This window comes from Pseudoalteromonas sp. S2893, assembly GCF_005887105.1.
Taxonomy (GTDB): Bacteria; Pseudomonadota; Gammaproteobacteria; order Enterobacterales; family Alteromonadaceae; genus Pseudoalteromonas; species Pseudoalteromonas atlantica.
On sequence record NZ_PNCY01000015.1, the window covers coordinates 43625 to 65087 of the forward strand.

Consider the following 21463-nt stretch of genomic DNA (forward strand, 5'->3'; position numbering starts at 1 on the left):
AACAACAAGCATAAAATAAAACCGCGAAAGCGGTTTTTTGCTTTAACAAGAATGCGTACTGGCACATATTAAGTAATTTGAACTGTGGGTAATATACCTACCTCTGGCTAGAGAAAATAAATTTAACTATCACTGTAATTTAATTTGTTAGTAAGTCTCTTAACCGGAGTTTAGGTTAAGTAAAGCGGCGGGTAATATTTTTATTAAAAGGGGTTATTTCCACTTTAGCTAGCATTAAATAGCTTAAAAACGGGCGCATAAACCCTAGTTAAGTTAAATAGTAAGGTGTGAGTCATTTTTTAACCACAGTTGAGACTAAATTAAGCCAGGCGTTAACAATACATTAAGTTTCGCCATGTAAACTTTGCAGCAATTTGCCATTACGTACTGCAATACGCTAATGGATCACTGATTTGCTTAGCCTAAGCAATGTAAATGGAATAGCTGTAAAAAATGATTAATTGCCTACGTCATTACCCTTTATCTAAAGTATATAAATCTTTATTTTGCGCATCACTTATTACCTCAAGCCCATTTAGCTTAGCTGATGATGCTGCCTCACAAAACGCTAAAACTCTGCCTAAAAAAAATATGGAAGTAATTGAGGTACGGGGTATACGCTCAAGCATGGCTGAGAACTTAGATGTTAAGCGTATGTCTGGCTCTGTGGTGGATGCAATTACAGCCGAAGATATTGGCAAATTTCCTGATAAAAATGTAGCGGATTCGTTGCAGCGAGTACCTGGCGTTGTTATTGAACGCGATGGCGGAGAAGGGGCATCGGTGAGTATTCGTGGTTTATCATCTGAGCTCACATTTACTCAGCTTAATGGCAATTTTATAGCCTCATCACCTGGGGAGCCTTCACGCTCGTTCGATTACACTTTACTGCCCTCTGCCATGATAGAAAGCGTAGAAGTGTATAAATCGCCAGAAGCGCGTTTAGATGAAGGCGGCGTGGGCGGCACAGTATTAATGCATAGCCGCAAGCCTTTAAGCATGGAGGCAAACTCAGGTGTATTTAACGTTGAATCTACTTACGCCGATGTGACAAAAGAGTACGAGCCGCAATTTAGTGGCTTATATTCGTGGAAAAATGACGACGACACCTTTGGCGTATTACTAGGTTATACCTATCAAGAGCGTACTAATCGCACTTTAACAGGCAGCACCGATGCAAATGTATGGCGTTACACGGGTGACGGTCAACCTACTGATATTAATGGTAATGCCGTTGATAACAATAACGGGTGGGATACGATAAGTGATGCCAGCGGTAATCGTTATGATGGCGTGTGGTTTCCGCAAGTTGTACGTGGCTCTGTGCTTAATGAAAAACGTGAGCGTGAAGGTATTCAATTTAGTACACAATGGCGCCCGACTAATCGCTTAGAGCTAGGGTTTAACTACTTTGGTTTTACACTCGGGCAAGACAGAACCGAATCAGTCATTGATATCCCCGAGTGGTCACTCAATCCTGATTTTTTAACCGCAGTAAACTTGGATGAAACAGGCACTATTGCAACGGGTATGCAATACAATGCCAGTGCTAGCGGTGTTGAAAACGATATGCAATTTCCGTGGATGCGTGGCAGTTATGTACGAGAAGAGTCTACCTCCGATACTATCGATTTTAATTTAACCTACGAAGGCGATAGCTTTAAAGCCCGCTTTGTTATTGGTAACACTCAATCTGAGGGCGGCCCTGAAGAAAGCTGGGAAGCCGCTTATAAAAGCTCAAACGCCGGTGAAAACGAAACCGTTATTCAAAACGCATCGCAAAGCGCAGCGTGGTCTTTAAATGAAAATAATGTATCGCTGAGTATTGATCCGAACACATTAGCTAACTTGCAAAGTGGCTTGGGCGGTGGGCGTGATGCGGGTTCGTCAAATTCAAGCTTTGTGCGCAGCGAACTCGAAGAGAATTATTATCAAGCCGACATCGACATTTATGTTGATTGGGGATTTTTAAAAACGATTAGAACCGGAGCTAAATATCGCCATGCCAACTTACACCGCGAGACCGGCAATACGTTTTTTTTAGATCCTAACTTTGATATTGCTGCAGGTGAAGCGAGTGAGCAAGGTATAACGCAATTTGATAGCTACCAATGGAATGGCGGTATGCCACTTGCCGAGGATGTGTTTATTAATCAAACCAATATAGTTGGCGGGTTTAATATAAACCAAATGCCCAGCATAGATTGGGATAAATACCGAGACTTAATAACCGACAACTACACGCCTTATACCCGCATAGAAGATAACTTTGTATACGATATTGAAGAAAAAATATCAGCGTTTTACATTCAAGGCGATTTTGAATTTAGTGAAGTAAGAGGTAATTTAGGTGTGCGCGTAGTACAAACTAAAACCTTAACCTCTTCTACCGATTTATACACTTATCAACTTGATCACACCAATGATGAAACAGGCGAGCCGGTAACTGGCGATGCGCGTTTTGTAGAAGACTATCAGTTGGTTACACAAAAAAATACCGACACACAAATTCTACCAAGTTTTAACATAGCGTGGGATGCCACCGACGATTTAGTAATTAGAGGCGCTATTGCTAAAGTGATGGCGCGACCAGATTACAGCGATTTAGGCTCGCAGCAGCGTATTACGTTTGTATCAAATGAATGGGCAGAAGACAGAGCGGCATTCAACGAGCTTGCAGGCTTTAGTGGCAGTGGCGGTAATAAAAATTTAAAACCTTTTGAATCAGTGCAGGCCGATTTATCTATTGAATATTATTACGCCGAGGGCTCTGCATTGGGGTTAGCGCTGTTTCATAAAAAGGTTGATAACTTTGTTGTGCCGCTGGTAATAGATATGCAGCAAGATTTTGCAGGCAAAGAAAATATAGTAGAAAGCGGTGTAATTACTGTTGCGCCATACAGCACAGTGGGTAACGGCACCGATGCGGTATCAAAAGGGGCTGAAGTATTTATTCAACATGCATTTGCAGGTGGTTTTGGTTTTTATGCTAATTACACCTATAACAAAACCAATAAAGCCGATGTAAGTGTAAATGGTGAAGAATTTGGCCAATCGCCATTAATTGGAAGCGCTAAATACCAGTACAACACCTCTGCTTATTACGAAGGCGAGTACTTTACTCTTCGCGCGTCGTACAATAAACGCGGCGAAACAGTACTTGGCTTAAACAGTGGTTTAAATGTATACCAAGACCCTTATGAGCAAGTTGATGTAAATGCCGCCATTAATATATCTGATGGCTTAAGTTTAACAGCCTCTGTTATTAACTTAACTAAATCGGAAACTGTTACGCGTTTAGGTAATGATAGCGATGCGCGTTTATTAAGTTCAAGTTACTCAGGTAGGCGCTACTACGCGGGTATAAATTATAGTTTTTAAATAAAAGCCCACTATACGTTTTTAGCACACTAACCTTGTTAATGAATAGCATGACCATTATGATGAAATTATTATAAAAGGATGAAGAAAATAAATTAATGAGTTACCAACCGTTGATAGATGATTCTGCTTCACTAATCGAATTTACGCGTGTGTATTTAGCGCTTTTTTATACGTTTGTGGCGGGGTTTTACACCGTTAGAATTATTTATAAAAACCGTTCAACGCCTGCGGGTGTTATTTTTCCTGGCGCTAAGTTTTGTACTAGCTGGTGGAATCATATGGCGTTTAAGTTTTTTAGAGCTGCTATATGGTTTGTGTGTGTGCTGCGTGTGTTTGTGCCTGCCACCGATAACTACTTAGGTATGTTTTATACCTTAAATGGGTGGCCGGGTGTTATGTTTGGCAATATTATGCTCACGGCGGGCTTTGTGCTCAGTATGGTTGTTCATTTTCATATGGCGTCACTTTGGCGCTCGGGTATAGACCCAAATGGGCCTCAAACGCTTAAAACTACCGGGTTATATAGTTTTTCGCGCAACCCTATGTATGTTGGTGTGGCAACTGCTCAGTTGGGGTTCTTTTTAGCATTACCAAGCTTATTTAGCTTAATTTGCCTTGCTGTGGGCCTATATGCGCTTTATAAACAAATAGCCGTTGAAGAAGCGCATTTAGTCACGCGTTTTAATAATGACTACCTAAAATATAAGCAAACTGTACCGCGCTGGTTGTAGGTTATTCAACGGTTGCTTTTATTTGCAAATGGCTATTTATAAAATCTTGCTTTGAAAGCGGTTTAGAATATAAGTAGCCTTGAATGTAATCACAGCCCAACGCGATTAATTGTGTTTGTTGGGTTGGTGTTTCTACCCCTTCTGCGACCACTTCTACCCCTAAGTTATGCGCCATAGTAATTATGGCTTTAATTAGCGCTATACTACTGCTATTTGCTTCAATATTTTGTATAAACGATTGATCTATTTTAAGTATATCAATGTCTAACTGCTGCAAGTACGCAAGCGATGAGTACCCAACACCAAAATCATCAATGGCAATGTCTATATCAAGCGCATTAAGGCGTTTTAAATGGTGCTGAATAGCATTATCTGGGTCCATTAAGCTATTTTCGGTTATCTCAATTAATATAGTATGAGGTGGCAAATTATAAAGTTTGCACGCCTCTACCCATTGGGTAACCCAAACACCGTCGCGATCAATTTCTAAAGGTGAGGTATTTACACTAATTTGCACCGGTGTATAGCTTAGTTTATTAAACTGCACCGCATCGCGAACAGCTTGCGATTTAACCCATTCACCTAATTCTTTTATCAAGCCATTTTGCTCTGCTATATCGATAAATTCGACAGGGCCAATAATACCTCGCTCTGGATGGTTCCAACGGATCAGCGCTTCTGCTTTTTTTAGCGTACGTGAATGGGGGTCCCATATTGGCTGATAGTAAAGTTCAAATTGGTTGTTATTTAAGCCAATGCGTATTTCTTCTATAAGGCGGCGCTTTTCAATCGCCAGTTCTTCCATTTCGTATGAGAAAAACTCAAACCTGTTTCGCCCCTTACTTTTTGACAAATACATCGCTTGGTCGGCTCGTTTAACTAAGGTTTCGACCGATATGCCGTCATGCGGAAAAAACGCCACGCCTATACTCGCGGTTACCTGCACATGTTCGTTTTTTATGGTTATTGTTCGGGTCAGGCTTTTCATTACATCGTGTGCAATGTGCGAAACCGCTGTTGTATCGCTTATTCCTTTGAGTATTAGGGTAAACTCATCACCGCCTAAGCGCGCCACTATGTCTTGCTGTTTTAAGCAGCGGCGAAGTCGCTTAGCCACTTCGTGAAGTAATAAATCACCAAAGTCGTGGCCTAAGCTATCGTTTACTTCTTTAAAGCCGTCTAAATCAATAAATACCAAAGAAAATGGTTGTTCAGGTGTGCTTACAAGCTGTTGCAGGTGCTCATAAAAATAACGGCGGTTAGGTAGGTCGGTTAAGCCATCTTGATAGGCATATTGATGCAGCTGAACATTGGCATTTTCGAGCTCTTTTGTTCTGCGTTTTACTTGGTTTTCTAGCAGGTTATCGCGCTGTTCTATAGTTTGCAGCATGGTATTAAAGCAGCTAGTTAGTTTACCCACTTCATCTTTTGAAAGCTCTTTTGCACGTAAGCTATAGTCGTTAGATGAGGTAATTTGCTCTGCTGTTTGTGCTAAATATAGAATGGGGTTTAAAAAACGTTTTCTGAGCATTAGCGATACAAGCAAACTTAAAATAAAGCTAAAAATCATTAATACAATAATAAACCGGCCATAAAAAGCGGCTCTGTCGTTTAGGTCACTGTCGTCGGCGCGCACAATCAGCGTACCGTAGCGTTGAGCGTCAATTGTTAATGCTGTTTTTACTTCTATTGTATGCGGGGCTGAGCTTTCTTGGCTGTATTTAGTCGAGGTCACGCTTGCAATTTGTTGGCTCAAATTGTTTATCACTTCTACCGATACAATATCGGAGCGCATTAATAACGGCTCAATCAGCTCTTTTATTGCGGCGGTGTCGTAAAATATTAAAGCAGTACTAATATTGGGGGCTAATATTTGCGAGAGTGATTTTAGGCTTTGTGTTTGTTCTTGTTTTGCTGTTTTTAGCTCATACGCGCTAAAAACAGCAGTAACGCTAGCCGTAGAAATAAGCGCAACGCTCATTAAAATAAACAGCAGCTTTTTACTCATTGAGTTGAGTGAGAAGTAGTTTTTCATTATTTACCCCTCAACTACACGTGCTAGGCGCAGCACTTTTGAGCTCATAGTAATGCCTGCTTTTTTAAGCTTGCTTGGGGCAACTTCAAAGCGCACCTTACTACTTGAAAGGAAAAATCGAATATGTCCTTGTGCGGCTATAAAGCCATCGGTTTCGCCAACTATCATTGTATTTTTTAAATTAAGCGCGGGGTGGGCATCTAACCACATGTTATAGGTATTATCAGTAATAAATACTATATCACAGCCCTCAAGTGCAGTTGTCTCGAGGGGAGTTAGTTTATTTCGTAAGTGGCGTTCATGTACTTTTCTGTTTTCTAGGGCGGCATTTGCTATTGCTATAAATTGGCTGTCGGGGCTACAAATTAAAAAGTCGGAGCCGTTTTCGGGTGCAGATTGCCATTGCCCTAAGCGGGCAAAGTTATATAAAAAGCCTGCTTTAAGCACATATTCTTTTTGCACCGCAAACGCGCTTGAGCTTGTACAAAGCGCAAGGCAAAAAAATAGGTAAAGCAATCGATTTAAAGGCTTAAGCATTGGCTCTCTTAAAATGTTGCACTAACAGAAAACGTTACACATTCGTCTATGTAATTAGGAACCGTAAATGTTTCGCGAGTATTGGCGTACTCTATGTGTGAGCCTGCAAATAAATTTTTGCCTGATACTGCTGTGGCCCAGTTATTGTTTATTTTCCAGTTCCATGTAAGGTCTACAGCGGTGTAGTTATCTGTATTGTAAGTATTTGAGCTTTCGGCTCTTAGCGTGGCAAAAATAGAATGCTGCTCACTTAATTGGTAATTCAGTTTAGTAAATAATTGTCTGTTTACTGAGTCGTAGCCAATAGTAGGGCGTGTTGCATTAGGTAAGTCGTAATCTATTTTTGTATAGCTGTAGCCAACTTCGCTGCTTAAGTTGTCCATTAGTTGCATCGAGAACAATAAATCACCGCCGGTTGTGGTGGTTTCACCTACCGAAACAAAGTCGTAATCTAAGCTTGTTGTTTGAAGCGCCGCAAATGCTTGTGATACTTCCCCGGCTAAGTAAAAGTTTAATGCAGGTATAAATTGTTCTACATGAGGGTTTAAGCTAATTACGGCCACATCATCCGCTTGCGTATTAAATGCAGAAACATCTAAAGACCACTCCGCCTTTGATATACGGTAGCCTAGCTCGTACGAGATATAATTTTCGGCTTTTACGTTATCGTTACCATTTAAAAATGTAGCTATATGGTATTGATCTATTTCAGCAATACCCGACTGCATGCCAATTACGTCTGAGATTTTTTGGCCATTTACTCTAAAGTTATCGTTAAATTCAATTAGAGTAGGAATACGCACGCTTCGTGAAATTGAACCCCATGCTAGGTGCTCGCTATTTGGCTGATAGGTAAAGCGGGCAAGGGGTTGGTTTTCCCAACCGGTTAAATCGTTATGCTCTATTTTTGTGCCTACAATGAGGTTTAACGTATCTGGAATAACACTGTATTGCGCTTGCAGCATGGCACCGTATTGATGAAGGTCTTCTAGGTCTTTATCGCTATTAATAAAAATGCTGTCTTGAAAAGAAATATCATTAAATCGATAATTAAGCCCCCAATCTACCTGGAGTGCACCGGTAATAAAGTTCATTTGATAATCAACGTCAATCGATTCAAAATCTTCATTTATATAGGGTTGTTCACCATGTTGTTTAAGCCACGACATTTGCAGCATTTGGTTTGCATTATCTGAAAGGCGATGCTCAATACGGGTCATTAATCGCGTATCGCGCCTATCTGCAATAGTTGGAAACTGCTGACTGCGGTTAGACGCATCTACTACCCCAGTAAGGTTTTGGCCGTGCTCTGTGTGGGTATGATCCCCTTGTAGGAGGATTGACCACTCATCGCTTGGCGTAAAATCAGCTCTAAAGCCGCCAGCGTGCTGTTTAGTAAAGTCATTAGGTTTAATGCGGCTGCCTTTTTTAGAAGGGGCGGTATTTTTAGTATTATAGTAGCCCCTGTAACTACCAATATCAGAAATATCACCACCATGGCGAAGGCTTATGTCGGCATTTATTTGATTACCTGTAATTGCTTTAGCGTAAGTATTGCGTGTATCTAAGCTATTTTTAGTAATGATATTGATCACGCCGTTATTTGCGTTATTACCCCATAACAACCCGCCCTGACCACGAATAACCTCAATGCGTTCAATATCGTATAAAGGCACATGCAACGACTCCCAATACACAGCCGCAAATTTGGGGGTATATAGGCTTTGTCCATCTATCATTACTAATAATTTGCTGGAATACCGTGAAGCAACACCGCGTGCAGAAATAGCCCATTGATTGTTATCAAGTTGTCTTACGGTAAGGCCTGGCACCATTTTTAATGCCTCAGGAATAGAGGTAGCGCCCGAACTTGTAATTTGCTCTTCGCTTAGCACATAAATAGAAGAGGCGGTGCTAAAGGCCGATTGTGCTCGTTTCATTGCAGAAGTTGCTTGAACATCCATCCCCATTAACGCGTCAAGGTCTAAATCATCGTCGTTTAATGGTTCTGCAGCAAGTATTGGTGAGGCAATAATAAGTGAGCACAATAACTTTTTAGGTATTTTCACCTAGGTTTCTCCACAGGGATCAAAAATCAAAAACAGGATATATTTTTGTAAAACATTTGTTACCACAAAATATTAGCATACTTTATATTGCTAAAAGTACACTTTATTAGGCTAACTCGCATAAATTACTAAGTAGTAAGGGTGTTTTAAAACTTAACGCTAAATTATTAAAGTTTTGTAGTTTTTAAATAAAATTAACAAATAAAGCCTCAAAATCAAGTAATAAGGCAGTGTACATTAGGCGCTGCTTGTAAATTCGCTTATCTAATTTAGCCCGCTGGCTATATCATTAATTATTAGATGGTATGTAAAACGCAGCACACCTAAACACACGCATTAATAAGGTAAATTACTTATAGTTAGCTGGTTCATACAGGTAAAATAATTTACCCTAAGTGTATTAGTCACTTTTATATTATTTGTTTTTATGAGCTTTCTTTTTTCTATTGCGTTAGCAAGCCTTCCTGCTTTACCCGAACCCGTTGCAAACAATGCCGTAGCTAAGGTTACTGTTGAAAACCAACGCTATTTTTTGAGTTTTATGGGGCTTGGTAAAAACAAACAACATAGCGATGTACACAATAAGGTATTTTCGCTAAAACTGGGCGACAGCGCATGGCAGCAACAAGCGAGTGTGCCTTCAAGTTTGCCATTAACGGGGCGCTTAGCCAGTACTGCAGTGGGCTTAGGTGAATACGCTTATATATTTGGTGGCTACACGGTAGATAGCGATCATACTGAAATTTCAAGCCCCGATGTGTACCGTTTCGATATAAAAAGCAACACGTATAAACACCTTGCAAGTATGCCTGTACCGGTTGATGACAGCGTAGCGCTAAGCTACAAAGAGCGTTACATATACCTTATTAGCGGCTGGCATAACGATGGCAACGTAAATTTAGTACAAGTGTACGATACTAAAAACAATACATGGCAGCAGGCGTCGCCTTTTTTAGGTGAGCCAGTATTTGGCCAAGCGGCTGCTATTAGTGGTAATACTATTGTTATTTGCGATGGCGTTAAAACCCAAGCAAATCCAGATTCTCGCCGCTCGTTTGCAGGTGTTGCTCAGTGTTTAAAAGGCACAATAAATGCCAACAATCCACTAAAAATAGATTGGCGTACTTTGCCCCACCCTACAGGGGAGTCGCATTACCGTATGGCTGCTACTAGCTACAATAACAATATTTACATGATTGGCGGCTCTAATAACCCCTATAACTACGATGGGATTGGCTACAATAAACAGCCCGCCCCGGCAAGTAAACACGTGTGGCGTTTTAATATAAAGCAAAACACGTGGCAGGTATTACCTAATGTAGCTGTTGGCAGTATGGATCACCGCGGCCTACTTGAGCACAATGGTTTTTTATATCGTATTGGCGGTATGAACAACCAACAACAAGTAATAAGCGATGTAACAGGTTACGAGGTAGCACAGTGAATACACTTTATATTACCGGTGCAGGGGTAAGTGCTGCTAGTGGCATACCTACATTTAGAGGCGAAGATGGCTTTTGGACTATAGGCAGTAAAAATTATACGCCCATGGAAATGGCCACGCGTGCTATGTATCAAAATAATCCACGCGAGTTTTTAGCTTGGTATTACAATCGTTTTGCTGCTTATCGTAACCATGGCCCGAATGAAGTACACCATTGGCTGAGCGATAAAAACTTAATAACCCAAAATATAGATGGCCTTGATGGCAAAGCCGGTAATAAAAATTACATTGCTATACACGGCAGGCTCGATCAAATGACGTTATTTCATGAGCAAGGCGAAGCCGTTAAACCGCTTATGACTCCGTGGGATAGTGTAGATGAAAGTCGCCTGCAAGAGTCTCTTTTTGAGCTATTTAATATTCAAAACCAAACACCTGAGCTTAATCATTCGTTTAAGCCTTTTGTGTTGTTGTTCGATGAATTTTACACTGAGCTTTACAGAATAACCGAAGCACAACAGCGTATGCTCAACGCCGATAAAATTGTATTTATGGGCACCTCGTTTAGTGTAAATATCACCCAAATGGCATTAGAAGTAGCCCGTAATTACGACATACCTGTAGAAGTGGTAGACCCTAACCCTGTTCACATAATGCACAGCAATGTAACGTACAAAAAAATGAATGCATTAGAATACATCCAATCTAATTAGAAAGTGCTATATTTTGAAGAGATTGCTAATGTTTTCTTAAATATTACAATCTCTTTATATAATATTAACGAGTCAACAATGTTATTATTATCCTTATTATAACAATACTAAAGAGACTTGAATGAGCGACCTAACTGCAATAGCAAACTTGTCCATTTTACTTGTAGAGCCTTCAGAGGTTCAGCAAAAAATAATAATAAAATCGCTTGCAGAAAGTGGTGTTAAACAAGTAGAAACTGCGGCTACTCAAGCGCAGGTTTTATCGTTACTTGAGAGTTACCACCCAGACCTAGTAATAAGCTCGATGTACTTATCAGACGGCACCGCCGACTCATTATTGCAAAAAATAAGACTTAACCCCGCTACTGAATATCAACCCTTTATGCTTATATCGAGCGAGCGTAATAAAAAGTACCTTGAGCAACTACGCCAGTCGGGTGTGTTGGCTATTTTACCTAAACCTTTTAGCGCAAAAGCCATTACTCGCGCACTCAAAGCAACGCTCGATATAATAAGCGAAGAAGAAGTAGATCTTGATCATTTTGATGTAACGCTACTTCGCGTACTTGTAGTAGACGACAGCCGCTTTGCTCGTAAACACATAATACGCGTACTTGCTGGCATGGGGATCCCCGAACCGGTAGAAGCCGAAAACGGAAAAGAAGCCATAGCGCACCTTAGTGAGCAATCGTTCGATTTAATCGTTACCGATTACAACATGCCAGAAATGGATGGTCGCGAACTAACCGAAACTGTACGTGGCTCAAATGCTTACTCGCATATTCCTATTTTAATGGTGAGCTCAGAGGCAAACGACACTCACCTAGCTAATATTGCGCAAGCAGGAGTTGATGCTATTTGTGATAAACCGTTTGAACCGGCCACAGTGCGAGAATTACTTTATAAAATAATGTCTTAGTCTTTTAAAAAACGGCTAACAACAGCGGTAATTAAATACATAACTACCGCTGTTTTGGCTTATTGGCTTGGCACGTTATATAACTGAAACGCCACAAAACATAAAATAACCGCAATACAGCTATCAAATACGCGCCATCTAAATGGGGAGCTTAAAACCTTTTTTAATTTTGGCGCAAACAACACTAAGCTACTAAACCAAATAACAGAGGCCACACAAGCACCAATAGCAAAGTGAATAGGCGCGGGTTGTAATGCGCCAATGCTGCCAAGCAGTAATACGGTGTCTAAATAAACATGTGGATTTAGTAAGCTTATAGCAAAGGCCGCAAGGGCCGTTTTCCACCAGCTCACTTTTATTACCTGAGTTACTTTTAACCCCGATGTGCCTTTAATTGCGCTGCGCGCAGAGCCAAATGCTAAGTAAAGTAACATAGCTATACCGCCCCACGTTAACCACGGTAATAACCCCGGCAGCCATAGCTTTAACTCATTAGCGGCAAATACACCTACAATAATTAATGTGGCGTCGCAAAGTATACAAACCGCGGCTAAAACAAAACGGTTAGCGCCCGCCATACATTGGCTTAAAATCCAAATATTTTGCGCCCCAATGGCAATAATTAAACTTAGCCCTAACATCACACCCGACAAAAACGACATATTTCTATTCCACTCAAATAAAACCTGTTACCCAATGCCTTGCAGGGTAGGGGGGATTCTGTTACAAATCCAATGAATATATTTATTGTTATATGCGTAAAACTCATGATTGATTACCAGTTACTCAATGCGCTTAGTGCCGTTATAAGTGAAGGCGGATTTGAAAAGGCCTCAAAAAAATTATTTATTACCCAATCGGCAGTGAGCAGGCGTATTCATCAGCTTGAGGCCAAACTAGGCGAGCCCGTATTAATAAGAACCCAGCCGCCAACGCCCACGGCACTTGGTAAACGTTTACTTAACCATTTACAGCAAGTATTGCAGCTAGAAGTGGCCCTTAATGTAGAGGCACTTAACGAACACACAGATTTAAACACCCCGCTTAGCGTAAAGCTTGCTGCTAATGCGGATTCGCTTGCCACCTGGCTGCCCGAAGCACTCGCCGTATTAGATACAGAGCTTGCGTGCAAATTACGCTTTGAAGTCATTAGCGAAGATCAATCCATTGCCCATAAAAGAATGAAAGACGGCGAGGTTATGGTGTGTATTAGCTCATCCCCCGAGCCCGTTAATGGCGGCCTAGTTAGCCCACTTGGCGCCATACGCTACAAAGCCATTGCAAGCCCCGATTTTATAAAACAACATAAGCTTACTGAGCTTTCGCAATTAGCGCATTTACCGTGCTTGGTATTTAGTGAGTATGACAAGCTACAACACCAGTTTTTAGAAGATATTAATGGCTCAGCCCCACTGTTTACCCATATTTACCCTTCGTCAGAGGGATTTAAACAAGCCATGATAGCAGGCCTAGGTTATGGGCTATTACCTACCTTACAGCTAGGAGACTCGCTGATAAAAGGCGAGTTAGTCGATTTATTCCCAGAATATTATATTGATACACCTTTATACTGGCACTATTGGCAAACCGAAAGCCCGCAGCTTAAAACGTTGCGTAAGTTTGCATTGCAAGTAGCAGGCAAACGGTTAGAGCCTATTAACCCATAAAGGCTAAGCCTGTGTTTATAACTGCCCTAATCTGTAAATAAGCAGTGCTGTTTTAGCGGTGTTTTTATTAAGTGAGGTTAAATCGGCGGTTTCGTTTTTAGTGTGTGCGCCACTGCCCATTAGGCCTAGGCCATCAAGCGCCATATCAACATGGTTTGCAGCAAACGAAATATCGGCCGCACCGGCATTACGTGGGTTTGCAGCCTCCACTTTGTTATAGCCTAAGTCTTGGCTTGCTTGGCTATACAGTGCAAGCAGCTTTTTATTACCCTTGGTGAGCCCCATTGGTGGGTAGCCGTCTTCAAAAATAAGCTCAGCGTGGCTGCCATTTAAGCTTTTAGCCACTATTTGCTGCATCACTTTTTTAGCGCCTTCTACCTGCTTTGGCGAAAGCGCCCGTAAATCACCCGCTACATGCACGGTTTGCGCAATTACGTTACTTTTACCAAACGCCGTGGCTGACGAGTTAGCACTGTCGTAATTGGCATTTGTGCCGCCCACAATAAGCCCCGGGTTAAAGGTTAAATTAGGTTGTGTAGCTAGTTGCTCTCTAAAGTCATTTAAAATACGCGACGCTTCGTAAATAGCGCCATAGCCCACATTGTCACTAAATATTTGCGATGAATGTGCAGCATTGGCCGTTACATTTAACGTCCAGCCGGTATAACCACGGCGCGCCGCCATAGCGGTTTTAATATTGTTATCGCCGTTCTCAAAACCTAGCGCTACGTCAGCCCAAATTGCGCCATCAACAATGGCCTTTTTAGATAAGCTAAGTGGGCGGCCGCTGCTTTCTTCATCGCCGGTAAGCAGCACTTTTACGCTTACGTTTTCAAGTAAATTAAGCGCTTGTAAGCTTTTAAGTGCGGTAATTATAATAGTGTTACCGCCTTTCATATCGGCTACACCTGGGCCACTGGCGGTGTGTTCATCAATTTGTTTATAGGTAGTAAAGTTATCGTGTTTAGCAAACACCGTATCAAGATGGCCGATCATCAGTATTTTTATTGCATCGGGATCATTACTCTCATGGGTTGCTAATACATGCCCTGCACGGTTAAACGCGCTGCCATCTAGCCACTCAACCTCAAAACCAATGGCTTTTAATTGCTCGCTTGCAAGCGCGCCCACCTTTTTTACGCCTTCAATATTAAGCGAGCCGCTATTAATATTTACCGCTTGTTTTATCTCTTTAAGCGCTTGCGGCATGTTTTGCTCAACTTGTTTTACTATTTCACGCTCGTTTTTATTAAGCGCCGCGTGGCTTGTAAGCGACAGGGTACTTGCAAGGATAAATATAAGTGCTTGGCTAAATTTTAAAAGTGACATAACAGCCTAATAATTGAAAAGTAGTTCAGCTAATATGAAGTAAAAATGCAAAGGGTTCAATAGGCGTGCTTTATATCTTGTATAACAACAACGAGTTACAAGGTTAAGGGTTAAAGGGTGTATGTGTTATTGATTTAAACACAGGTGTTTTAAAATAAAACTTCTTAACTAATAAGCAGCTTGTATAGCTAAACAGCGGTTAGCCAGATATTACTGAACTCCACAATTTTGGGGGGTTGCTGCATTTAAGAAAGGAAAGTCGAAGCTAACTATTTGTTTACAGGTGTTTATTATATAGTTAGGATGAAACTATTATAAAATAGGGACATTTGCCGATTTGTAAAAAGAAAATGTCGTAAACTAAATTGTTATGTTTGTAGGAGAGTTTAGTGCAACTGGATGCTTTGATTTTTGTAGATACAAATATTTTGCTAGATTTATATCGAATAAGGAAAAGCGATGTGAGCCTTGCATACCTCGACAGGTTAGAAGATTGCAAAGATCGCCTAATAATAGGCTCTCAGGTTGAAATGGAATTTAAGAAAAACAGACAAAAAGTAATTCTTGAAACCTTAAAAACTTATACCTCTCCTGATTGGGGGAAGCTTACCCCTCCAGCTTTATTAGCTGACTTCCAACCATCGAAGATGATTGAGAAACACAAAAAAGAAATATCTACACAACAAAAGAAAGTAAAAGCTAAGGTTGAAAAAATATTACAAAACCCATCTTCTAACGATCCGGTTTTTCAAAAATTAAATAGAATTTTTAAACGTAAATCTGATTACAATCTAGATCGAGAATCGGATGACCGCTTTAGAATTAGAAGGTTAGCTCGAAAAAGATTTTCCCTTGGCTACCCTCCAAGAAAAGATGCAGATAATTCATTTGGTGATGCAATAAATTGGGAGTGGATTATTGAGTGTGCAAATCAAACAGATAAGGAAATTATCATAGTTACTAGGGATACTGATTACGGTGTAATTCATGGTGGAAAATCTTATTTAAATGACTGGCTTAAAAAAGAGTTTCAGGAACGGGTGAGTAAAAGGCGTAAAATAATTTTGACTGACAAGCTATCATTTGCACTTAAAGCCGTAGATGAAGTTGTAACAAAAGAAATGGAAGAGGCGGAAGAGCAAATCAAAGCAATTATAGCATCCTTAAATGAAAGCCTCGGATTAACTGGTTTTGAATGTGAAAATTAAAAATATAACAAGCGCATGAAATCTGACTCCGCAAACTTTCCGGTTTTTTGCATAAAACAAAGGGCGAAAAAAATCGTCCAGCTTGCTCCGCAGGTCATGTGGCGTTAGGGCTAAACAAGAATCGAGCTTATGAATATAACTGAAAAATTTGGATTAGTGCTCCTTGGTGTTGTTATTAGTGTCATTGGATATTTGTTTAAACGCAAGATTGAGAGTAAGCCTCAACTTGAAACATTAGATAAACAGAAGAAGCTTCTCGATATTCATAAGCAAATGAATGAGCAAGGAGTAGATATTAATGGTTTAAAGCAGCTAGAAGCTATGATTACCGGAAAATCTGAAGCTATCCTAACAAAAAATCGGGCTCTTCAAGCCGAAGCTTCACCTCTAATAGAAGAGGACGAATCAGAAGATTTTACCCAGCTTGAATTGAACAACAGAGCGTCGAAACGACTGGAAGTTGCAAAAGAGAAAATGCAACGTGCCATTGCTGGAATAGATAGTCGAGTAGGTGATTTTGTGAGTCAATCTTTAATGAACAGCCAAACAGAATGGGAAAGCTACAGCATCAGTCAGGCAGAGGCTGCTTCAGCTAGTTATCAAGGCGGTAGCATTTATCCATTTATTTATGCTTCTGAACTTGAGTCATTAACTAACGAGCGTACAGCGAGACTTCAGGCGGAATTAGATGAACTTATTGGGCGATGCAACTAAAGTTGAACATTGGAGTGCCTTAACTGAACGTTAGGGCAAAGGAGCTTAAATGAACTTAAATCAAATTACATTACCCGTTACAGATATGGAAATTTCGACTAAATTTTATCGCGACTTAGGTTTTACTCAAATTGTAGATACCCCACATTATGCTCGCTTTGAATGCCCAGATGGGGATTCAACTTTCTCATTGTCTTTAGATCGAGGTGAGTTTGATTGTGGCACGGTAATATATTTTGAACATGAACAATTAGATGAACTGGTTGAGGCTTTAAAAGTTAAAGGTTTTGTATTTATACAAGAACCTACAGACCAGAGTTATTTATGGCGAGAGGCCGTACTGCATGATCCGTCAGGTCATAAAATTAAGCTCTATTGGGCGGGTGTTAATAGAGTTAATCCCCCTTGGCGTGTAGAAGTACGCAGCTAATCAGACCTTTAATTATGCAGTGTTCAACCTTACGCTATTAAAATCTAACCTCAAATACAAACAACCATCAGGTTTAACACTATTGGCATTAAACCTGGCAGCTCAAATTTAACCAATCAGCGTTAATTAGTCGGCATTAAATAAATCTCGCGCACGTTGTTGCGCTGGTTTGCTTCATCAAAAAATGGGGTGTAGGGGCTATGGTGGTGCAGCGGCCATTACACTCATTCATTTCCTCAGCTAAGTTTTGCCCAAACCCGTAACAAACCATTTAGTTGCACCGTAAATAGAGCCTTTAATAGGCTTAAGGCCAGCAGCTGGGCTAGTTAATATAGAGTGCCTTTTTTTAGCCCACATGTCTGTGCGCTTTATTTAGAAATTTGCTACCACGACAAAGTAATGCACAGTATCCTGTACATGTAATAATTTTCCAGCTAAACTTGTCTTATATAATGTACAAGTGAGGTGCAAAATGAGAATAGTGTCTTTTACCGAAGCCCGAAATAGTCTAAAAGCCGTTTTGGATAATGTAATTAATGATGCAGATACGACAGTAATCACTCGTCGTGACACTGAAGATGCGGTTGTAATGTCATTAGATTACTACAACAGCCTTATGGAAACTGTTCATTTACTTCGCTCTCCAGCGAACGCTGAGCATTTAAACCGTTCAATTGCGCAGTATAAAGCGGGCAAAACGACTCCACGAGAACTTATTGATGAGTAACAGGTTATTATCATGGACTGATGAAGCTTGGAATAGTTACGTCTACTGGCAGACTCAAGATAAGAAAACCTTGAAACGTATAAATAAGCTAATTGTCGATGTTAAGCGTTCTCCATTTGATGGGATTGGAAAACCGGAACCCCTCAAAGAAAATCTTTCAGGCTTTTGGTCTCGTAGAATAGATGATACAAATCGTTTGGTATATGCCGTGGATGATACAGCAATTACAGTTATCTCGTGCCGTTACCATTACTAAATAAACAAGATAAATAAACAAGACACCCATCTTAAATTCTTCATTCTATCCAGCCAGTAGTTATCAAAAACAACCATCAGGTTTAACGCCATTGGCATTAAACCTGACAGCTCAAATTTAACCCAAACAACGTTAATTAGTCGGCATTAAATAAATCTCGCGCACGTTGTTGCGCTGGTTTGCTTCAATGGCAAACAATACGGCGTCGGCTACATCTTGTGGGTCGAGTTTGTCGGGCTTAGCTTCATCAAAAAATGGGGTGTTTACCATGCCTGGGGCTATGGTGGTACAGCGGCCATTCCACTCGCTCATTTCCTCAGCTAAGTTTTGGCCAAACCCGTAAGCAAACCATTTAGTTGCGCCATAAATAGAGCCTTTTATTGGCTTACGGCCAGCGGCTGAGCTGGTTAATATAAAGTGGCCTTTGTTTTGGCGTAAATGAGGCAGGGTTGCTTTTGCCGTCCACAGCAGGGCTTTAATGTTTATGTCTATCATGGTTGACCATTCATCGGGGTCGCCTTTTTCAGTGCCTGCGGTTGAAACGCCCATACCTGCGTTGGCAAATGCGGCATCTAGTCGGCCAAATTTTTTAAGCCCTTTTGTTACTACGTTTTCAAGTTCGGTAAAGTCGGTGGCATCTGCGGGTACACTCAGTGCGTTGTCTTCACCTAATGACTCAACTAGTTCAGCTAATTTATCTTCACTTCTGGCGGTAAGAATGACTTTATGGCCGTTATTAACCAATGTTTTTGCACTCGCTTCACCTATGCCACTAGAGGCACCTGTAATGAGGACTACTTTTTCTTTCGCCATGTTATTTCTCCTATGTTTACATATTCAAAATGATAAGAACGGTTTAACTAATACGTGCTATTAACTGTACCAGTTCTGGGTTAACGGGGCTTGAATGCAGGTCACTTTTCGAATGAATTATTTGGATGATGTTAGATGAGTGGCTTTAATGGATTTTTGCAAAGGTGGAGTGTTCGTTTTTGTTATACTTTTTATAAAAAAAGCGCACCTTAAAGTGCGCTATACGTTTATTGTGTTATGTCAAAGCTAACTGAAAGGTCCTCAGTTTGCGGTACACTAATTTGCTTAAGTTGATAAACAGTGAAATTAGTATCTTCTAGCTCTGCATCGTCTATATGTGCGGTGCACGTATAGCCAAGTTGGTAGTCTCCCGGTGTAATGAAAGCAAGCTCAAACTCATATTGGTTATCGTCTTGATCGAATACAACATTTGCGGTCGCAAGTGGGGTATCTTCTGGGGTTTGCTCATCTATTTCGTATATATCTTTAGGTATTTGAGCATCTGATGAATATAAATATACGGCGTGTCCAAACGTTGAATCTGCAGCAGCAGTGGCGATATTGTCTGTTTCACAGTTATTAATAAGCGCTTGGCTTACTGTGCCTTCAATTTCTTGTGACTCAGAAAGATTTTGTAATCGTACGCCTCTAGGTTTTAAAAAGATCGCCTCATTATTTTGGGGATCGACCAGCGATTTTTTTAGGTCAAATTCCAAAACAAAGTCGTTATCAGTTTGGTTAAGTGTAAAGCCATCGAGTTGTATTTCGCCTACACCATCATTCCCTTTTCTTTTTACCACGAGCGGAGCAATGCTGTCGTCTTCGTATACTACGTGAGATGTAAAACTAAGGTTATTAGTATCGCCATTTATAACCTGAGCGCGGATCCACGAGTATTCGCCTGCTGGTACTTCTTGATCGTCAAGCAGCTCAAAAACATCATCCCCGGTGTAATCGAGCAAATTAACCATTTGTGGTTGAGATGCGTCAGTTTCACTTCGGGTTTCAAAACTAAATTCTTCATCGCCTTGTGTTTTAATAGTGATTGAATCAAACACGACGTTAACCGCTTTTAAACCACTAACCGGGGCATCTGACACACCAAGGCTAAAGGTTGACTTGTCGCTAGATTGTGGCGGTGTTGTGTCATTGTCATCACTTGAAGAGCCACACCCGGCTAATGCAAAAAGAACGGCGCTGCTGACTAATGTTGATTTAATATTCATGATTTACTCCTTTAGTTTATAAAGCGGATTGTAGAAGAGCTAAGCTGAATTTAGATTGAACTGGTTTTTAGAATAGTTACTTGAAGTTAATCTTTATTTTACTTTGCGCATTTTTGAACAAAAGTATGTACGCCATAGGTTAACTAGTTTGTGAGCACTAAGGTTTTAAGTGTGAAAATTTAAGCGAAAAAAAGAAAAACTTTGCCCAATTAATTTGCTGATATAGGCACACCTTCCACTTATTTTAATGCTATCGCTTTAAAATTTTTACTATATACTCCCGCCACTTCTTTTGAAGTGTATAGATTTAATTCTTGCTGATAATCAGCCCATAGTTGGAATATGTATGAAAGATAAACTTATTGTGTTTTGGCAAAGCCATTCAGAAACAATCATCACTTTAGGTTACAAAGTGGTATTAGCCTTGGCTATTTTAGTTGCGAGTGCGCTTATTGCGCGTTCAGTAAAAAAAGCGATTAAAAATTCTAAGTCGCCATTAAAAAAAGTAGACGAAACGCTACTGCCGCTTTTATCGAGCATTGCGGGGTATTTAGTTTATATAATTGCTGGGCTGTTTATTTTAGATATTTTTGGCGTTAATACGGCAAGTTTAATAGCGCTAATGGGCGCGGCGGGTTTAGCGATTGGTTTGGCGCTTAAAAACACGCTGAGTAATATTGCAGCCGGCATTATGCTACTCATACTGAGGCCATTTAAAATAGGCGACTTTGTAGATGCGAGCGGCACGCTTGGCACAGTGAACGAAATAAACTTATTTACGACCATTTTTAAAACCACCGACGGCCTTTATATCGCATCGCCTAACGGTAAAGTGTGGGGCGGCAACATTAAAAACTTTACCCGTAACGGTAAAAGGCGCATGGATATAGTGGTGGGAATTTCGTACGCCGACTCTATTGATGTAGGCTTAAATGTACTTAAAGAAGTTGCCGAATCAGAAAGCCGATTACTCGCAGAGCCAGCGCCTAAAGTAATGGTTACCTCAATAGGCGAAAGCGCAGTAAATATTCAATTACGTGCATGGGCTGTAAATGGCGATTACTGGCAAACCGTGTGGGATTTAAATAAACGCGTTAAAGAAGCCATAGAAGGCGCGGGGCTGAGTATTCCGTTTCCGCAGCGTACGCTGCATATATCTGAGTCGATGGCATCGGCAGTAACGGTTAATAACGGTAAATAAAACCTTTAAACACTATTAGCATAAGCACAAATAAAAATAGCGAGCCTTGGCTCGCTATTT

Annotated in this window: 19 protein-coding genes and 1 pseudogene; 12 read left to right on the top strand and 8 right to left on the bottom strand. The window is 40.6% G+C overall.

Annotation, left to right across the window (positions count from 1 at the left end; genetic code table 11):
* Positions 1 to 453: 453 nt before the first annotated feature.
* Together CWC04_RS09295 and CWC04_RS09300 are read left to right on the top strand one after the other, a co-directional pair.
* Positions 454 to 3381, top strand: a complete 2928-nt coding sequence (locus tag CWC04_RS09295; RefSeq protein WP_138685235.1) for a TonB-dependent receptor — start codon at positions 454 to 456, stop codon at positions 3379 to 3381.
* A 98-nt stretch (positions 3382 to 3479) separates the two neighbouring features.
* The gene (locus tag CWC04_RS09300; protein ID WP_121638275.1) at positions 3480 to 4115 is read left to right on the top strand and encodes a methyltransferase family protein; all 636 of its coding nucleotides are present in this window, start codon (positions 3480 to 3482) and stop codon (positions 4113 to 4115) included.
* Between the two features lies 1 nt (position 4116).
* Here the strand turns inward: CWC04_RS09300 and CWC04_RS09305 are convergent, their stop codons facing one another.
* Genes CWC04_RS09305 through CWC04_RS09315 form a run of 3 tightly spaced genes read right to left on the bottom strand, consistent with a single transcriptional unit; the run spans position 4117 to position 8756 of the window.
* The gene (locus CWC04_RS09305) at positions 4117 to 6150 is read right to left on the bottom strand and encodes a putative bifunctional diguanylate cyclase/phosphodiesterase (protein WP_138685236.1); all 2034 of its coding nucleotides are present in this window, start codon (positions 6148 to 6150) and stop codon (positions 4117 to 4119) included.
* A gap of 3 nt (positions 6151 to 6153) precedes the next feature.
* Positions 6154 to 6687: a YfiR family protein gene (locus CWC04_RS09310; protein ID WP_126009467.1), complete on the bottom strand. Its 534-nt coding sequence runs from the start codon at positions 6685 to 6687 to the stop codon at positions 6154 to 6156.
* Between the two features lie 8 nt (positions 6688 to 6695).
* Entirely contained in the window at positions 6696 to 8756 is a 2061-nt protein-coding gene (locus CWC04_RS09315) for a TonB-dependent receptor plug domain-containing protein (protein WP_138685237.1), read from the bottom strand.
* A gap of 427 nt (positions 8757 to 9183) precedes the next feature.
* Between CWC04_RS09315 and CWC04_RS09320 the strand changes: the two genes are divergently transcribed.
* From CWC04_RS09320 to CWC04_RS09330, 3 genes are all read left to right on the top strand, one after another.
* The gene (locus CWC04_RS09320; RefSeq protein ID WP_138685238.1) at positions 9184 to 10200 is read left to right on the top strand and encodes a Kelch repeat-containing protein; all 1017 of its coding nucleotides are present in this window, start codon (positions 9184 to 9186) and stop codon (positions 10198 to 10200) included.
* A complete protein-coding gene (locus CWC04_RS09325) occupies positions 10197 to 10913 on the top strand; it encodes an SIR2 family NAD-dependent protein deacylase (protein WP_138685239.1) in 717 nt (238 codons plus the stop codon). Before CWC04_RS09320 ends, CWC04_RS09325 begins: the two co-directional genes overlap by 4 nt.
* Before the next feature lie 121 nt (positions 10914 to 11034).
* Positions 11035 to 11832: a response regulator gene (locus CWC04_RS09330; RefSeq protein WP_138685240.1), complete on the top strand. Its 798-nt coding sequence runs from the start codon at positions 11035 to 11037 to the stop codon at positions 11830 to 11832.
* A 59-nt stretch (positions 11833 to 11891) separates the two neighbouring features.
* Here the strand turns inward: CWC04_RS09330 and CWC04_RS09335 are convergent, their stop codons facing one another.
* Positions 11892 to 12494, bottom strand: a complete 603-nt coding sequence (locus tag CWC04_RS09335; RefSeq protein ID WP_138685241.1) for a LysE/ArgO family amino acid transporter — start codon at positions 12492 to 12494, stop codon at positions 11892 to 11894.
* Positions 12495 to 12566: 72 nt separating this feature from the next.
* Between CWC04_RS09335 and CWC04_RS09340 the strand changes: the two genes are divergently transcribed.
* Positions 12567 to 13499, top strand: a complete 933-nt coding sequence (locus CWC04_RS09340) for a LysR family transcriptional regulator ArgP (RefSeq protein WP_249326092.1) — start codon at positions 12567 to 12569, stop codon at positions 13497 to 13499.
* Between the two features lie 15 nt (positions 13500 to 13514).
* On the opposite strand, the gene CWC04_RS09345 is transcribed toward CWC04_RS09340, so the two are convergent.
* Positions 13515 to 14828 (bottom strand): M20/M25/M40 family metallo-hydrolase, encoded by a 1314-nt coding sequence (locus tag CWC04_RS09345; protein ID WP_138685242.1) that lies wholly within the window; start codon positions 14826 to 14828, stop codon positions 13515 to 13517.
* A 389-nt stretch (positions 14829 to 15217) separates the two neighbouring features.
* On the opposite strand from CWC04_RS09345, the gene CWC04_RS09350 reads away from it, so the two are divergent.
* The 3 genes from CWC04_RS09350 (at position 15218) to CWC04_RS09360 (ending at position 17180) form a co-directional block, all read left to right on the top strand.
* Complete coding sequence (locus CWC04_RS09350) at positions 15218 to 16036, top strand: PIN domain-containing protein (RefSeq protein WP_212747125.1); 819 nt, start codon at positions 15218 to 15220, stop codon at positions 16034 to 16036.
* 129 nt (positions 16037 to 16165) lie between these two features.
* Entirely contained in the window at positions 16166 to 16750 is a 585-nt protein-coding gene (locus CWC04_RS09355; RefSeq protein WP_212747126.1) for a lysozyme inhibitor LprI family protein, read from the top strand.
* A gap of 49 nt (positions 16751 to 16799) precedes the next feature.
* Positions 16800 to 17180 carry a VOC family protein gene (locus tag CWC04_RS09360; RefSeq protein WP_138685243.1) on the top strand — a complete coding sequence of 127 codons (381 nt, stop codon included), beginning with the start codon at positions 16800 to 16802 and terminating at the stop codon, positions 17178 to 17180.
* 122 nt (positions 17181 to 17302) lie between these two features.
* On the opposite strand, the pseudogene CWC04_RS09365 reads toward CWC04_RS09360, so the two are convergent.
* Positions 17303 to 17519: pseudogene (locus CWC04_RS09365) on the bottom strand (short-chain dehydrogenase); the annotation flags it as partial.
* Between the two features lie 133 nt (positions 17520 to 17652).
* Between CWC04_RS09365 and CWC04_RS09370 the strand changes: the two are divergent.
* Both CWC04_RS09370 and CWC04_RS09375 read left to right on the top strand, forming a co-directional pair.
* Positions 17653 to 17907 carry a type II toxin-antitoxin system Phd/YefM family antitoxin gene (locus tag CWC04_RS09370; RefSeq protein WP_004587013.1) on the top strand — a complete coding sequence of 85 codons (255 nt, stop codon included), beginning with the start codon at positions 17653 to 17655 and terminating at the stop codon, positions 17905 to 17907.
* Positions 17900 to 18163: a Txe/YoeB family addiction module toxin gene (locus CWC04_RS09375; protein WP_004587014.1), complete on the top strand. Its 264-nt coding sequence runs from the start codon at positions 17900 to 17902 to the stop codon at positions 18161 to 18163. The genes CWC04_RS09370 and CWC04_RS09375 overlap by 8 nt, the downstream gene beginning before the upstream one ends.
* Positions 18164 to 18295: 132 nt before the next feature.
* Here CWC04_RS09375 and CWC04_RS09380 read toward each other — a convergent pair whose 3' ends face one another.
* Positions 18296 to 18976 carry an SDR family oxidoreductase gene (locus CWC04_RS09380; RefSeq protein WP_004587015.1) on the bottom strand — a complete coding sequence of 227 codons (681 nt, stop codon included), beginning with the start codon at positions 18974 to 18976 and terminating at the stop codon, positions 18296 to 18298.
* A gap of 227 nt (positions 18977 to 19203) precedes the next feature.
* A complete protein-coding gene (locus tag CWC04_RS09385; protein WP_138685244.1) occupies positions 19204 to 20202 on the bottom strand; it encodes a DUF4382 domain-containing protein in 999 nt (332 codons plus the stop codon).
* A 346-nt stretch (positions 20203 to 20548) separates the two neighbouring features.
* Between CWC04_RS09385 and CWC04_RS09390 the strand changes: the two genes are divergently transcribed.
* A complete protein-coding gene (locus CWC04_RS09390; RefSeq protein WP_024032909.1) occupies positions 20549 to 21403 on the top strand; it encodes a mechanosensitive ion channel family protein in 855 nt (284 codons plus the stop codon).
* Positions 21404 to 21463: the final 60 nt, after the last annotated feature.

Coding starts and splice junctions, on each gene's coding strand:
- CWC04_RS09340 (WP_249326092.1), top strand. CDS start 12,567: ATGAATATATTTATTGTTATATGCGTAAAACTCATGATTGATTACCAG.
- CWC04_RS09335 (WP_138685241.1), bottom strand. CDS start 12,494: ATGTCGTTTTTGTCGGGTGTGATGTTAGGGCTAAGTTTAATTATTGCC.
- CWC04_RS09305 (WP_138685236.1), bottom strand. CDS start 6,150: ATGAAAAACTACTTCTCACTCAACTCAATGAGTAAAAAGCTGCTGTTT.
- CWC04_RS09390 (WP_024032909.1), top strand. CDS start 20,549: ATGAAAGATAAACTTATTGTGTTTTGGCAAAGCCATTCAGAAACAATC.
- CWC04_RS09375 (WP_004587014.1), top strand. CDS start 17,900: ATGAGTAACAGGTTATTATCATGGACTGATGAAGCTTGGAATAGTTAC.
- CWC04_RS09345 (WP_138685242.1), bottom strand. CDS start 14,828: ATGTCACTTTTAAAATTTAGCCAAGCACTTATATTTATCCTTGCAAGT.
- CWC04_RS09355 (WP_212747126.1), top strand. CDS start 16,166: ATGAATATAACTGAAAAATTTGGATTAGTGCTCCTTGGTGTTGTTATT.
- CWC04_RS09295 (WP_138685235.1), top strand. CDS start 454: ATGATTAATTGCCTACGTCATTACCCTTTATCTAAAGTATATAAATCT.
- CWC04_RS09380 (WP_004587015.1), bottom strand. CDS start 18,976: ATGGCGAAAGAAAAAGTAGTCCTCATTACAGGTGCCTCTAGTGGCATA.
- CWC04_RS09320 (WP_138685238.1), top strand. CDS start 9,184: ATGAGCTTTCTTTTTTCTATTGCGTTAGCAAGCCTTCCTGCTTTACCC.
- CWC04_RS09360 (WP_138685243.1), top strand. CDS start 16,800: ATGAACTTAAATCAAATTACATTACCCGTTACAGATATGGAAATTTCG.
- CWC04_RS09310 (WP_126009467.1), bottom strand. CDS start 6,687: ATGCTTAAGCCTTTAAATCGATTGCTTTACCTATTTTTTTGCCTTGCG.
- CWC04_RS09370 (WP_004587013.1), top strand. CDS start 17,653: ATGAGAATAGTGTCTTTTACCGAAGCCCGAAATAGTCTAAAAGCCGTT.
- CWC04_RS09385 (WP_138685244.1), bottom strand. CDS start 20,202: ATGAATATTAAATCAACATTAGTCAGCAGCGCCGTTCTTTTTGCATTA.
- CWC04_RS09330 (WP_138685240.1), top strand. CDS start 11,035: ATGAGCGACCTAACTGCAATAGCAAACTTGTCCATTTTACTTGTAGAG.
- CWC04_RS09300 (WP_121638275.1), top strand. CDS start 3,480: ATGAGTTACCAACCGTTGATAGATGATTCTGCTTCACTAATCGAATTT.